Raw genomic sequence first — 13,013 nt, 5'->3', positions numbered from 1 at the left:
CAGATACGGGAGGCGGGGAAGTAGGACCGCATCTCAATCATCGGCAGAAGCTCGACTTCCTGAACATGACGGATGGCTTATGCGCGTTGGGCGCGGGGGCATGTCCGAACAGCCAGTGCTGGGAGTAGGGAGTCTGCACCCAGTGGTGGATCCCGTGGCGGTGCACGGTTTCGGTGAACTGCTGCCGCCGGTAGTGGCCGCCGACGTACTGAAGCACGGAGTTCGAGTAAACGAGCACGGGCCGGACGGGTGCGCTGCGCCATGCAGTTGGGGTCCCGCCGAGCGCCAGAACGCGCATCTCGGCCAGGCCGGGGAAGCATCGCAGCCGTTCCTGCCAGCGCTTGGCGCGAGCCGAGTGAGCGAGAGGTCCGGGTCTTGAGGGGTCGGCGATCCTCGTGTTGTGCATGCTGTTTCTTCGCTGCCCGTGTTTCGATGTGGCGATGCCGGTCATACGGGGTTCCTCTCTCCGGCAGTGCTGGTGGTGGGCGCATCATGAAAGAGCCTTGCCATCTGCGGCATCGAGGCGGGCGCGGGCAGGCTGTCTCGAACGGAAGGCGCGTGCGCCGCGATTTCGGCATCGACCATGAGACGAGCCAGCTCAGGGGCGCGGACTGTCGGGCGCCATCCAAGGACCCGCTCGGCTTTCGTGGCATCACCGACCAGGTCGTCGACCTCGGTGGGCCTCAGATAGCGCTCGTCGAACCGCACATGGTCGCGCCAGTCGAGGCCGACATGGGCGAAGCACTGCTCGACGAAGTCGCGCACGCTGTAGCTGACGCCGGTGGCGACCACGTAGTCGTCCGGTTCGTCCTGTTGCAGCATCCGCCACATGGCCTCGACGTATTCCGCCGCGTACCCCCAGTCCCGCCGGGCGTCGAGGTTGCCCAGGTAGACGACGTCCTCCAGGCCGGCCTTGATGCGTGCGGCGGCCGTGGCCACCTTGCGGGTGACGAAGGTCGGGCCGCGGCGAGGAGACTCGTGGTTGAACAGGATGCCGTTGACCGCGTACATCCCGTACGCCTCCCGGTAGTTGCGCGTCGCCCAGTACGCGTACACCTTGGCGACCCCGTACGGGGAGCGAGGGTGGAAGGGGGAGCCCTCGTGCTGAGGCGGCGGGGAGGCACCGAACATCTCGGAGCTGGACGCCTGGTAGAACCGGCAGGGCAGGCCCGTCGTCCTGATCGCCTCCAGCAACCGCGTGGTGCCCAGCCCGGTGGCGTCCCCGGTGAACTCCGGCTCGTCGAACGACACCCGCACATGGGACTGGGCGGCCAGATGGTAGACCTCGTCGGGCCGCAGCCGCTCGAGCAGGCCCGCGATCCGGGTTCCGTCGGTCAGGTCACCGTAGTGCAGGAAGAGACGCGCCCCGGGGTCGTGGGGATCCCGGTAGAGGTGGTCGATGCGCTGCGTGTTGAAGGTCGAGGCGCGGCGGACGATGCCGTGCACCACGTACCCCTTCTCCAGCAGCAGTTCTGCGAGGTAGGAGCCGTCCTGGCCGGTGATGCCGGTGATGAGCGCGGTCTTCGTCACGCGGATTCCTTTGCTGGGCTGTGGGAGCGGGACAACGCACCTGAGCGGGGGAGCGAGGCGGCGGGCACGGATCACTTCCTGGCGACCAGTGACTTGGGAAGTCCGGCGAAGCGTTCGAACCAGATGGTGGAGGCGGGGAAGTAGGACCGCATCTCGGCCGCGGACAGCAGTTCGACCTCCTGGACGTCCCGGGTGGCCTGCGTACGCCCCGCGCGGGGGACGTGTCCGTGCCCCCCAGTGCCGGGAGACGGCGACGCGGGCTGGGAACGGGAGCCATTGCAGCCCTGGGAACAGCCAGTGGGGTGTTCGACCGGGAAGTAGCGGTAGGGGGTCTGAACCCAGTGGTGGTCCGCGTGGCTGTGCACCGTGTCGGCGAACTGCTTCCGCCGGTGGTGCCCTCCCAGGTGTTCCAGGACGGAGTTCGAGTACACGGGGTGGAATCGCCGGGTGACCATGTCCGTCGGCAGCGAGAGGCTGCACGCGTCCGCGACGACCGGCGTGATGCCGGACTCGGCATGCCGGGTCGTGCGCGGGTCGAGATTGGGCCTCGTGGAGTCGGCGATCTTCGTCTTCAGCATGCTGCTCCCTCTCGGCCCGAACTCCGGCACCCGGCAAGAATACGGAAATCGTCGCTATCATCCGCCTCATCACGTTGTGTCGTGTTTTCAGGGGTTGTACACCGTTTCCATTTGGCTCATAGGCGTCCCGTCCCCAGAGCTGCGCTGAGACGACGGCTCCTGACACACCGTCCGCGAAGGAGGGCATCGAGGCCCATGACCGCCTGCACTGATACCGGTGTCACCGTCCCGGCCGCCTCGGCGGTGAACACCCCTGCCCCGGTGCCGGACGACAGGGTGCATCGCCCCCTCGACCGCTCGGCGCGCGTGTTCGTGGCCGGGGGCTCCGGGCTAGTCGGTTCGGCGGTGCGCAGGGAACTCCGCCATGAGGGGTTCACCGATGTGGTCGCGCCCGGCTCGGCGGAGCTGGACCTCAGGGAGCGGCGGGCGGTGCTCGACTGGTTCGCGGCCAGGCGCCCGGACGTGGTGGTACTGGCCGCGGCGCGGGTGGGCGGGATCAAGGCGAACTCCACCCGGCCCGCCGAGTTCCTCTCCGACAACCTGCGCATCCAGGTGAACACGCTGGACGCGGCTCTGGAGCACGGGGTGGAGCGGCTGCTGTTCCTGGGGTCCAGTTGCATCTACCCGAAGTACGCCGAGCAGCCGATCCGCGAGGAGGCGCTGCTGACGGGTCCCCTGGAGCCGACCAACGACGCCTATGCCATCGCCAAGATCGCCGGCATTCTGCAGGTGCAGGCGGTACGACGCCAGTACGGTCTGCCCTGGATCTCCGCCATGCCGACCAACCTGTACGGGCCGGGCGACAACTTCCACCCCGAGCACTCTCATGTGCTGCCGTCCCTGCTGCGGCGCTTCCACGAGGCGAAGAAGTCGGGTGCGCGGCGGGTGGTGAACTGGGGCAGCGGCACGCCTCGTCGGGAGTTCCTCCATGTGGACGATCTGGCACGGGCGTGCCTGTGCCTGATCGAGCACTACGACGCGGACGGTCCGGTCAACGTCGGCACCGGCACGGACCTGACCATCCGGGACCTGGCGGAGCTCGTCGCGGACGTTGTCGGGTACCGGGGGAGCGTCGAGTGGGACACGAAGCAGCCGGACGGTACCCCGCGCAAGCTCCTTGACGTATCCCGGCTCACCGCGCTCGGCTGGGCTCCTCGTATCGGCCTGCGGGAAGGACTCGCCCGGACCTACGCCTGGTACGTGGAAAACCTCGAGTCCGGCACGCTGCGGCACTGACTGACTCCACGGCGTCCGGGGTCGGGGGCCGCAGGCGAATCGCCCTTCGGTGCCATCAGTGGAAGGGCGCCCAAGCTCCGGCCGCCTGGGTTTCGACCCGCCTTCCCGGAGGGGCTTGCTTCAGGCGGGTAGGGCGGCAGCGGCCGACAGCGAGTACCCCGACGACGACGTGAGGTCATGCGTCGGGGGTTCCGCTGTCGGCCGACGGTATGGCCAAGGCTCAGCAGCTGCCCGATGGAGCGGGGTGGTCAGTTGTGCTTCCGTCGCCGGACGGCCATCATCGTGCCGGCTCCGAGCACCAGCAGCCCTGCGGCTCCGCCCAGCAGAAGGGACGAGCGGTCCTCACCGGTGTCGGCGAGGTGAGGCTTGTTCGGGCGTACGGTGATCTTGGCTGAGAGGGTCAGCTTCGATTCCTTTCCCTTGAGAAGGAAGGTGTGCCGGCCTGGGTCGGTCCACTTGGGGATGGTGACGGTCCCCTGCACCGTGCCGTTGCTGTCGGCGGTGAAGCGGCCCAGCTTGATCGGTTTCGAGAGCAGAAGTGCGACCACACCCTCGTTCGGATCGAACCCGGTTCCTGTGAAGCTGAGCTCGTCTCCTGCATCTACGGTGGTGGCGCTGAGGGTGAGGCTCGGGGGGTCGGGAGGATAAGGCTGGGCGTGGGCAGTTTGCGCCCCTACGACTGGGACTGCGGCCAGGACAGCAGCGGCTGCCGTGGCCGCGAAGGCGGCACGACACTTCGATGAGGCCGTCATCGCATTCACGCTCCTCAAATGGAATCGGGCGACGGCATGGTCCCGCCCGCGAGTATGATATGTGCATAGATAGCGCTGGATGGCGCTCGTTACGCCCTTTCGGGAGATAAGGCCCCTTATGGCGCATGCAGTTCACCGGACTGGCCGCCAGCCCTCCGGATGTAAGGGGCGAAGAGCCTGATATGTGCCATTCGGTTGGTCGGCCTGTGGTGACCGCCCTGGACGGCGACACCCGGTCGGCCAAGGCCCGGCCATGGCGGGTGGTGTAGTGGCGAACACGGCGATCCGACACGTGTCGCCCGTTCAGAGGTGCTGCGTACTACAGGCCGCACCCGACCGACGTGGCGCCTGTCCTGATGGAGCCGGTGTCAATGAATACTGACATCGCGCCGCACGTCTTGGTCTCCTCTTCTTCCCCCCTCTGGAGGGTGCGTGCCCCCGTTCCGCGTACTCGTGGTGTGCACCGGCAACGTCTATCGCTCTCCGCTTGCCGAGTGCCTGCTCAGGCACCGGCTGCTCGAACATCGGCAAGTGATCCAAGTGAGCAGTGCCGGCACCCGGGCCGTCGTGGGTCTGCCAGTGGCGGCCGCTGTCGCCTCCTTCCTCGCCGGGCGTGGCGTGCAGCCCTGCGGGGTGGGCTCCCGCCGGCTGGCCAGTGAAATGGTCGAGAACGCGGACCTGGTGCTGGGTGCTGCGCGAGAGCATCGTGAGGCCGCTGTGCGGCTGTCCCCTGTGCGTGCGTTGTCCCGTGCGTTCACCTTCCGTGAGTTCGCCCGGCTGGTGCGGTCGGAGGACGCCGCAGGCGTGGCGGATCCGGCCGCACGATTTGCCGCCCTCGTACAGGGCGCGGCCGCTCGCCGTGGTGCCGTGTCGACGCGCATGGGTGACGTGGACGTGGAAGACCCTCTTGGCGCACCCCCGCCACAAGTGCACGAGTGCCTGGTTCAGATCGAGGAGACCGTGGAGCGGATCGTCGCACCCATGCGGACCGGATGGCATCCTTCTTCGTCGACTGCCGGCTAGGCCGAGCGGGAGACGTGGTCGTAGCGGACGGCGAGCTTGTCATGCGGAGCGGCGGCGCCGTGCAGAGATTCCGAGCGGCGTGATGAGTGAACGCCCACCTCCTTGACGTGCTCATGGCGTGCCAGTTTCCTGGGAGGTGCGCGGCGTTGATGGGAGCGCTCCCAGACGTTCCGGAGCCGCGCCTCCCCGAGAGGAAGCAGCCATGTTCCGCACTCTGCGAAGAGCGCTGTGCGTCGCCGCGGCGCTCCTGTTACCCCTGGCCGGTACGCAGTCCTCGGCGCACGCCGACGTCGACGCGCAGGCCGGCGCCGGCTACTGGCACACCAGCGGCCGGCAGATCCTGGACGCGGCCGGGCAGCCGGTCCGTATCGCCGGCGTCAACTGGTTCGGCTTCGAGACCGACATCCACGTCGTCCACGGCCTGTGGGCCCGCGACTACAAGAGCATGATCGACCAGATGAAGTCGCTGGGCTACAACACCATCCGGATGCCCTACAGCGACGACATCCTCAAGCCCGGCACCATGCCCGGCAGCATCAACTACGACGGCAAGAACACCGACCTGCGCGGCCTGACGTCACTCCAGGTCCTGGACCGGATCGTGGCGTACGCCGGGCAGGCCGGCCTCAAGATCGTCCTCGACCGGCACCGCCCGGACGCGGCGGGCCAGTCGGCGCTCTGGTACACGGCGTCGGTCCCCGAGTCGACCTGGATCGCCAACCTCAAGTCCCTGGCGGCCCGTTACAAGGGCAACTCCACAGTGATCGGCATCGACCTGCACAACGAGCCCCGCGATCCCGCCTGCTGGGGCTGCGGCGACACGGCCCGGGACTGGCGTCTGGCCGCCCAGCGCGCGGGCAACGCGGTGCTGTCGGTCAACCCCGAGCTGCTGATCATGGTCGAGGGCGTGCAGTCGTACAACGGCGCCAACGGCTGGTGGGGCGGCAACCTCATGGGCGTCGCCCAGCACCCGGTCCAGCTGGACGTCCCGAACCGGCTGGTCTACTCGGCCCACGACTACGCCACGTCGGTGGCCCAGCAGCCGTGGTTCAGTGACCCGTCCTTCCCCGCCAACATGCCGGAGGTCTGGGACAGGTACTGGGGCTACATCTTCAAGCAGAACATCGCGCCGGTGTGGCTCGGCGAGTTCGGTACGACGCTCCAGTCGTCGGTGGATCAGAAGTGGCTGTCCGCGCTGGTGACGTACCTGCGGTCGACATCGGCGTACGGCGCCGACAGCTTCCACTGGACGTTCTGGTCCTGGAACCCCAACTCCGGTGACACGGGCGGGATCCTGAAGGACGACTGGCAGACCGTGGACACCGTGAAGGACGGGTACCTGGCGGCAGTCAAGGCGCCGGGCTTCGCGGGCGGCGGCTCCGGGCCCGGCCCGGGCGGCCCGGGCGAACCGGGCGGTGGCACGGCCGCCTGCTCTGCCGCCTACAGCGTCAGCAGCGACTGGGGCGGCGGTTTCAACGCCGAGGTGAAGGTGGCCAACACGGGCGGTGTTCCGCTCAAGTCCTGGACGGTGAGCTGGGCCTGGACCGGCTCCCAGAAGGTCACCAGCATGTGGAACGCCTCGCACACCCAGAGCGGCGCGACCGTCACGGCGGTGAACGCCACGCACAACGGGAGCGTGCCGACCGGGGGTTCGACGAGCTTCGGCCTCGGAGGTACTCCCGGGGGCGGGGCCGTGCCGAGTGTGAGGTGCACGGCGATGTGACGTCGGTGTGACGGGGGGCGCTCGGTCCTCGCCGGGCGCCTCCGGATCACCCGCGTACCTGGCCATGTACCTGACCGGGATGCTCGCCGGGAGTGCCCTTCTGCTGATGTGGAAGGTTCCATGTCGGCCCACCGCGCAGCGGCGTGCTCTAAACCGTATGGTGCTTAACCGTGCCAAGACAGGACATACGGGACAGGGGTCACCGAGCGATCCGAGCCTCCCCGTGTTCGTCGATGCCTCCGGTCGACGTGCGCGGAATCTGAGGCGCACCGGTTACGGGCTGGCCGCCTGTGCGGCTACTTATATGGCGGTGCTGGGGCTGAGCCTGATGGGAGCAACGCCCTTTGCGCCGGGGGCGATCCTGCCCGGTGACATAGCGGCGCCTGCCGCACCGGAACCCCGCACCCCGGGCCGGACGCCCCTGGCACCGCCGGACGGCCCTTCGGTCGCGGTCGGCCCGAGCACTCTGATCGTTCCGCAGCTCACCGCGCCCGGCCCTCCCCTTGCTCCGCCCCTTGTGCCCGGGAGTCCACCGAACAGCGCACCGGCACCTCCTGACACACCAGAACCGAGGCACCAACGCCACAGGCGCCACTCCCATCGGCGCAGCCCACGGCCACTGATGACCCTCCCGCTCCCGCCCCTGCACCCGGCACGGGCAGCGCTCCCGCCTCGCCTCCGCCCTTGCCCTCACCTGCTCCGCCGAGCAGCGCCCCACCGGCACCTGACCCGCCGGCGCCAGCGCCGCCACCCGCTCCACCGGCACCCGCCCCGCCGGCACCTGAGCCGCCGGCGTCAACGCCGCCATCCGCCCCCCAGCCCACAGGGCCGGCGGCCATCCCCTCGGCACCGCCCGGTGCCGTGGCCGAACCCCCGCCTCCCGACCCATCGGTGGCCGAGGCCCCCTGATGCGGCGGCGCCCTGACCGGTCACCCGGCCGCTCACCGAGGCCGTCCGGCCCGCGGCGGACGCGAGCACCCCTGTCGCCCCGGCACCGCTTCCGCATCCTCGTTCCCCTCGTCCTGCTGGCCTTCGTCGCCTCGGTCCTCCTGGTCGAGGGGTACACCACCAGGGGCTTCGCCGGCGACCAGGAAGGGCGCGGCGGACGACCGGCCACCGGAGTCCCCCGCAGGATCGCCGACGGCGGCCCGATCGTCGACACCACCCAGGATCACCCGCGGACGTATCGCACACCGGACAAGACCGTCGTCCTGACCTTCGACGACGGCCCCGACCCCACCTGGACGCCCCGCATACGGGCCGTTCTCGACCACCACCGGGAAGGCGACCCGGCAGGCCAGGACGTACCGGCCGTGCGGGGCGTTGGCCCACTCCTTCAGCGGGGCCGGCAGCCTGATACTCACCTCACCGTCCGGACTGACCCGGATGGTCTCGTTGCCGAACCGCTTGCCAGACTCGCCGTCGGCTTGGAGGAACCAGCGTTCGGCCTCCCACCGCTGCCGCCACTGGTCCTTGGTGAGCTGCGCGGCCGGGAGGTGATGCCGGGTGCGGGCCAGGCGTTTGCCGCCGCGTACGACGTGGACGATCCCGGCTTCGCGGTCGGCTTGTTCCCGCTCCAGCCGGTCCTGAAGCAGGTGCAGGCGGCGGGACTTGGCGTGCCACTCCCGCCTGCTGCGGTAGCCGCCCGGCGCCCCCTTGCCGCCCTTTGCGCCCACCGGGAGGGACAGCCGGTACCGGATCGTGCGGACAGCGGCCTGAAGGTTCTGGATGTGGGCGAACTGGCAGCGGCGGGCCAGCGCCCACTGGTCGTGGCTGGCCTTGGTGACCGCGCCCGCCCACCGCGAGGAGCACAGGGGTGTCAGGTCCCGCTTGCGCGCCGCCCACGCCTCACCGTCATGGTCCAGACCGTCCCGGCATCGCCTCTTCAGGTCACGCGAGGCCAGCGATCCAAGGTGCGCGCCCACCAGCCGCAGCACCTTCTCATCAGCGGGCGTGAGATGTTTCAGCCGGGTACGGATCGCCACCCCGGACGGCCCCGGAGCGACGAACGGCTCCGCAAGCTCCCGCAGTCGGCCCACCCCACACCCCCCATCAGCAGCCCTCGACAAGCCGGTCACCACACCCAACGAACACCACCCGGAAAGGTCACACATTCGACAGCCGAACTCCTCTTCCCGTCCCTGAAGAGCAGCACCCAGCCCCCGCCCGCGAGCATCAGCACTCACTCACACACGCCAGAACACACTCGCACTCAGTCAAACCCCAGCAGTTGCCAACCCCCCTGCTCGCCCCGCTGATCGACCTGCTGGCCCTCTACGGCCTGGTGTTCGGGAACCCGCGCACCACCGTGCTGGCCTGGAGCGGTGTGCTGGCGGTGCAGGCCGTCTGCGCCGTGTACGCCTTCCATCTCGACGGCGAGAGGCTCCGGCCCCTGTGGGCGCTTCCTCTCCAGCAGGTCGTCTACCGCCAGGTGATGTATCTGGTCCTCACCCAGGCCTGCCTGACCGCGATCAACGGCTACCGGCTGCCCTGGCAGCGACTCACACGCAGTGGAGACGTGATGCTGCCCCCTCAGCCCTCCACCCGCCGGACGTGACCCTGTTCCGTTCCCACCCGGTGCGACGGCGAGCCGGCGGAGGGAGGGCAGGACCGGACCGCAGGTTCCCCGCGGCCCCTCGCAGGCTTCTGGTCTGTTTGGGACGAGATAGTCCAACTGCCCCTTCTTTCAGGGAGTTTGGGCGCAGTGGATGACTCGATTCGGTCAAATCTTGGTCGATTACGTACTGGCATGGCGTGCTCTTCCGAAACGATGCGGCACGGACCGTGTGACACACGGTCCTGACCCCCCTCACCGTTCTGAGAGAACTCCATGAGAAGAAGCGCAGCCGTCCTGTGCGGCGCGACTGTCGTACTGGCCGGGACACTCACCGCCGTCCCCGCCAACGCCAGCGCGTCGCACTCCGCGAACACCGCCCAGGCCGCGAAGGTCACTTGGAAGAAGTGCGGCACGGAGGACTACCCGACGCTCCAGTGCGCGTCGGTGAAGGTGCCGCTCGACTACGCGAAGCCGCAGGGGAAGCAGATCACGCTGGCGCTGTCCCGCGTGCCGCACACCGCGAAGACGTACCAGGGTCCGCTGCTGGTCAACCCCGGCGGCCCCGGCGCCAGTGGCCTGACGCTGGCCGGTTTCGTCGCCTCCTCCCTGCCCAAGGAAGTCGCCGCCCAGTACGACGTCGTCGGCTTCGACCCGCGCGGCGTGGGCAAGAGCGAGCCCGCCCTGGACTGCAAGCCGGGCTACTTCAACCCGGTGCGTCCCGACTCCGTACCCAGCACCCCGGCGATCGAGAAGGCCAACCTCGACCGCGCCAAGTCCTTCGCCCAGGCCTGCGGCAAGAAGTACGCCGACGTCCTGCCGTACATCAACACGGTCAGCGCCGTGAAGGACATGGACTCGATCCGCAAGGCCCTTGGCGCCAAGAAGATCAACTACTTCGGCTACTCGTACGGCACCTACCTCGGCGCGGTCTACTCCAAGCTGTACCCCGAGCGGGTGCGGCGCCTGGTGCTGGACTCGATCGTCGACCCGACCGGGGTCTGGTACGACGCCAACATCAAGCAGGACTACGCCTTCGACAAGCGCCACAAGGCGCTCATGGCGTGGATCGCGAAGTACGACTCCACGTACAAGCTCGGCACCGACCCGGCGAAGATCGAGGCCAAGTGGTACGCCATGCGGGCGGCCCTGGCCAAGAAGCCGGCGGGCGGCAAGGTGGGCCCCTCCGAACTGGAGGACATCTTCATACCCGGCGGCTACAACAACGCCTACTGGCCCACCCTCGCCCAGACGTTCGCGGCGTACGTCAACAAGCACGACACCGCCGCGCTGGTCACGGCGTACGACAACATCGCCGCCATCGACGCCTCCGGGGACAACGGCTACAGCGTCTACGCCGCGGTGCAGTGCCGTGACGCGTCCTGGCCGCGCGACTGGAAGCAGTGGCGCAAGGACAACTGGGCGGTGTACGAGAAGGCGCCGTTCATGGCCTGGAACAACGCCTGGTACAACGCCCCGTGCGCGTTCTGGCCGACGAAGTCGCTGAAGCCGGTGAACGTCGCCAACACCAAGCTCCCGCCGGTGCTGCTGTTCCAGGCGACGGACGACGCGGCCACCCCGTACCAGGGCGGTGTCACCATGCACCGGCTGCTGCGCGGCTCCAGCCTGGTGGTGGAGCAGGGCGGCGGCAACCACGGCGTCACGCTGAGCGGCAACGCCTGCCTGGACAAGCACCTGGCGACGTACCTCACCAGCGGCAAGGTGCCGCACGGCAGCGGCGTGGCCGACGCGGTCTGCCAGAAGCTGCCCGACCCGAAGCCGCAGGCCTCGGCGCAGAAGACGGGCGCGACCCAGTCGGCCGTCGCGACGGTCGGCAACACCCTGCGCGCGATCGTGGGGCCCGGGGTCTGAGCGTGCCGGCGTGAGCATCGTCTGACGCCACATCACGAGACATGCGAGACATCCGAGATATGCGAGACATGAGGGGCGCCCGGTACGACCGGGCGCCCCTTGCGCGGCTACGGGCGACCGTTGCCCGCGTACGACGTGATCAAACGCGCCAGATGCCGCCCCGCCGCCTCCAGCGGGGTCTCGCTGCGGGCCACTTGGGACGCCAGTTCGGCTCCCTCCAGCGTGGCGATCACCGTGTGGGCCAGATCTTCCGCGTCCGCTTCAGTGAACCCCGCGGCGAGGAGCTTCCCGGCGACCACGGCCCGCCAGCGGGCGAACGCCTCGGCCGCCGCCTGCTGGATGCCGGGGGCGCTGGCCGCAGTGCCGACGACGGTGGAGGTGACCGGGCAGCCGTCGAGCCAGTCGGATTCCCGCAGGCCTTGGGCGAGGGAGTCGGTGAGCGCGACGAGGGCCTGCGCCGGGTCCGGCTCCGCGTCGAGCGACTCGCGCAGAAACTCGGTGAACTCCTCGTCGCCGAGCCGCACCGCGGCCGTGCCGAGCTCCTGCTTGCCGCCGGGGAAGAAGTGGTAGACCGAGCCGAGCGTCGCCCCGGCCTCGCGGGAGATCTGCTTGATGCCGGTGCCCTCGTAGCCCTGGCGCTGCATCAGGCGTGAGGCCGTGCGGACGATCCGCTCGCGGGTGCCGGCGGTTTCGAAGTCGTGCGGGGCCTTGGTCTTCACGCCGCCACTTTACCGAGCTAGAGCGGTCGCTCTAATCGCTGTGCTAGGTTCACCTCTGGATAGAGCGTTCGTTCTAGTCGTTCGTTCTCGTCGTCCTGCCTTCAGCGATCCCCGGGGAGTTTTCTGTGAGTCCGTCTGTCGTGAGCACGTCGTCCGTGACCGTCATCGGCCTCGGCCCCATGGGCCGCGCGATGGCCGGTGCCTACCTGGACGCCGGCTACCGGGTCACCGTCTGGAACCGCACCGCGAGCCGCGCCGACGAGCTGGTGGCCAGGGGCGCGGTGCGCGCCGCCACCGTCGAGGAGGCACTGGCGGCGGGCGAGGTGGTGGTGCTGAGCCTCACCGACTACGCCGCGATGTACGCCATCCTGGAGCCCGCCGCTCCGGCACTGGCGGGCCGCGTCCTGGTCAACCTCAGCTCGGACACACCGGAGAGGGCCCGCGAGGGGGCGGCCTGGGCGGCGAAGCACGGGGCGCGTCACCTCACCGGCGGAGTCCAGACACCGCCGTCCGGCATCGGCTCGCCGGAGTTCGACACCTTCTACAGCGGCCCCCGGGACCTCTTCGAGCGGTACGAGGACGTGCTGAAGGTCATCACGGGCACCGACTACCGCGGCGAGGACCCGGGCCTGGCCGCGCTCTACTACCAGCTCCAGATGGACCTCTTCTGGACCGCCCTGACCGCCTGGCTGCACACGCTGGCGCTGGCGGACGCGCACGGCATCGGCGCCTCGGAGATCACGCCGTACGCGGCGCAGACGCTGGGCGGGATGGGCCAGTTCCTCGACTTCTACACGCCGCGGATCGAGGCGGGGCGGCACTCGGGCGACGTCGAGCGGATCTCGATGGCCGTGGCGAGCATGGAGCACGTCGTGCACACGGCGCGGGACGCGGGCGTGGACCCCGCCCTGCCCGCCGCGGTGCTGGGCGCGTTCCGGCGCGCGGCGGCGGAAGGCTACGCGGAGGACAGCCTGACCCGGCTGTTCGAGGTGTTCGGCAGGGGCGCGGCTGCCTGAGTACGAGCGA

General features: G+C 69.3%; 10 protein-coding genes and 2 pseudogenes. 6 read left to right on the top strand and 6 right to left on the bottom strand.

Annotated elements, in window-relative coordinates; translation table 11 throughout:
- Positions 1 to 37: 37 nt before the first annotated feature.
- From HDA41_RS17620 to HDA41_RS17610, 3 genes are all read right to left on the bottom strand, one after another.
- Entirely contained in the window at positions 38 to 451 is a 414-nt protein-coding gene (locus tag HDA41_RS17620; RefSeq protein ID WP_221511547.1) for a hypothetical protein, read from the bottom strand.
- Positions 448 to 1,530, bottom strand: a complete 1,083-nt coding sequence (gmd, locus tag HDA41_RS17615; RefSeq protein ID WP_184985051.1) for a GDP-mannose 4,6-dehydratase — start codon at positions 1,528 to 1,530, stop codon at positions 448 to 450. The genes HDA41_RS17620 and gmd overlap by 4 nt, the downstream gene beginning before the upstream one ends.
- Positions 1,531 to 1,601: 71 nt before the next feature.
- The gene (locus HDA41_RS17610; RefSeq protein WP_184985049.1) at positions 1,602 to 2,108 is read right to left on the bottom strand and encodes a methyltransferase type 11; all 507 of its coding nucleotides are present in this window, start codon (positions 2,106 to 2,108) and stop codon (positions 1,602 to 1,604) included.
- Positions 2,109 to 2,351: 243 nt separating this feature from the next.
- Between HDA41_RS17610 and HDA41_RS17605 the strand changes: the two genes are divergently transcribed.
- On the top strand, positions 2,352 to 3,344 hold the full coding sequence (locus HDA41_RS17605) for a GDP-L-fucose synthase family protein (protein ID WP_376706857.1): 993 nt from the start codon (positions 2,352 to 2,354) through the stop codon (positions 3,342 to 3,344).
- 248 nt (positions 3,345 to 3,592) lie between these two features.
- On the opposite strand, the gene HDA41_RS17600 is transcribed toward HDA41_RS17605, so the two are convergent.
- Positions 3,593 to 4,105 (bottom strand): LPXTG cell wall anchor domain-containing protein, encoded by a 513-nt coding sequence (locus HDA41_RS17600; protein WP_184985045.1) that lies wholly within the window; start codon positions 4,103 to 4,105, stop codon positions 3,593 to 3,595.
- A 423-nt stretch (positions 4,106 to 4,528) separates the two neighbouring features.
- On the opposite strand from HDA41_RS17600, the gene HDA41_RS17595 reads away from it, so the two are divergent.
- A complete protein-coding gene (locus tag HDA41_RS17595) occupies positions 4,529 to 5,119 on the top strand; it encodes an arsenate reductase/protein-tyrosine-phosphatase family protein (RefSeq protein ID WP_184985043.1) in 591 nt (196 codons plus the stop codon).
- A gap of 202 nt (positions 5,120 to 5,321) precedes the next feature.
- On the top strand, positions 5,322 to 6,842 hold the full coding sequence (locus HDA41_RS17590) for a cellulase family glycosylhydrolase (RefSeq protein ID WP_184985041.1): 1,521 nt from the start codon (positions 5,322 to 5,324) through the stop codon (positions 6,840 to 6,842).
- 1,280 nt (positions 6,843 to 8,122) lie between these two features.
- Here HDA41_RS17590 and HDA41_RS17585 read toward each other — a convergent pair.
- Positions 8,123 to 8,881, bottom strand: a pseudogene (locus tag HDA41_RS17585) (IS200/IS605 family accessory protein TnpB-related protein); the annotation flags it as partial.
- 200 nt (positions 8,882 to 9,081) lie between these two features.
- Here HDA41_RS17585 and HDA41_RS17580 point away from each other — a divergent pair.
- Together HDA41_RS17580 and HDA41_RS17575 are read left to right on the top strand one after the other, a co-directional pair.
- Positions 9,082 to 9,399: pseudogene (locus HDA41_RS17580) on the top strand (bi-functional transferase/deacetylase); the annotation flags it as partial.
- A 273-nt stretch (positions 9,400 to 9,672) separates the two neighbouring features.
- Positions 9,673 to 11,268 carry an alpha/beta hydrolase gene (locus HDA41_RS17575; RefSeq protein ID WP_184985039.1) on the top strand — a complete coding sequence of 532 codons (1,596 nt, stop codon included), beginning with the start codon at positions 9,673 to 9,675 and terminating at the stop codon, positions 11,266 to 11,268.
- 107 nt (positions 11,269 to 11,375) lie between these two features.
- Here HDA41_RS17575 and HDA41_RS17570 read toward each other — a convergent pair whose 3' ends face one another.
- Entirely contained in the window at positions 11,376 to 11,987 is a 612-nt protein-coding gene (locus HDA41_RS17570; RefSeq protein WP_184985037.1) for a TetR/AcrR family transcriptional regulator, read from the bottom strand.
- A 140-nt stretch (positions 11,988 to 12,127) separates the two neighbouring features.
- Here HDA41_RS17570 and HDA41_RS17565 point away from each other — a divergent pair, with 140 nt between their 5' ends.
- On the top strand, positions 12,128 to 13,003 hold the full coding sequence (locus HDA41_RS17565) for an NAD(P)-dependent oxidoreductase (protein ID WP_230299603.1): 876 nt from the start codon (positions 12,128 to 12,130) through the stop codon (positions 13,001 to 13,003).
- The last annotated feature ends 10 nt before the right edge of the window (positions 13,004 to 13,013 follow it).

Origin of the sequence: Streptomyces caelestis, assembly GCF_014205255.1 — a bacterium.
GTDB lineage: Bacteria > Actinomycetota > Actinomycetes > Streptomycetales > Streptomycetaceae > Streptomyces > Streptomyces caelestis.
Note: the sequence above shows the minus strand (reverse complement) of the source record. Positions and strands in the feature narration are given on the sequence as shown.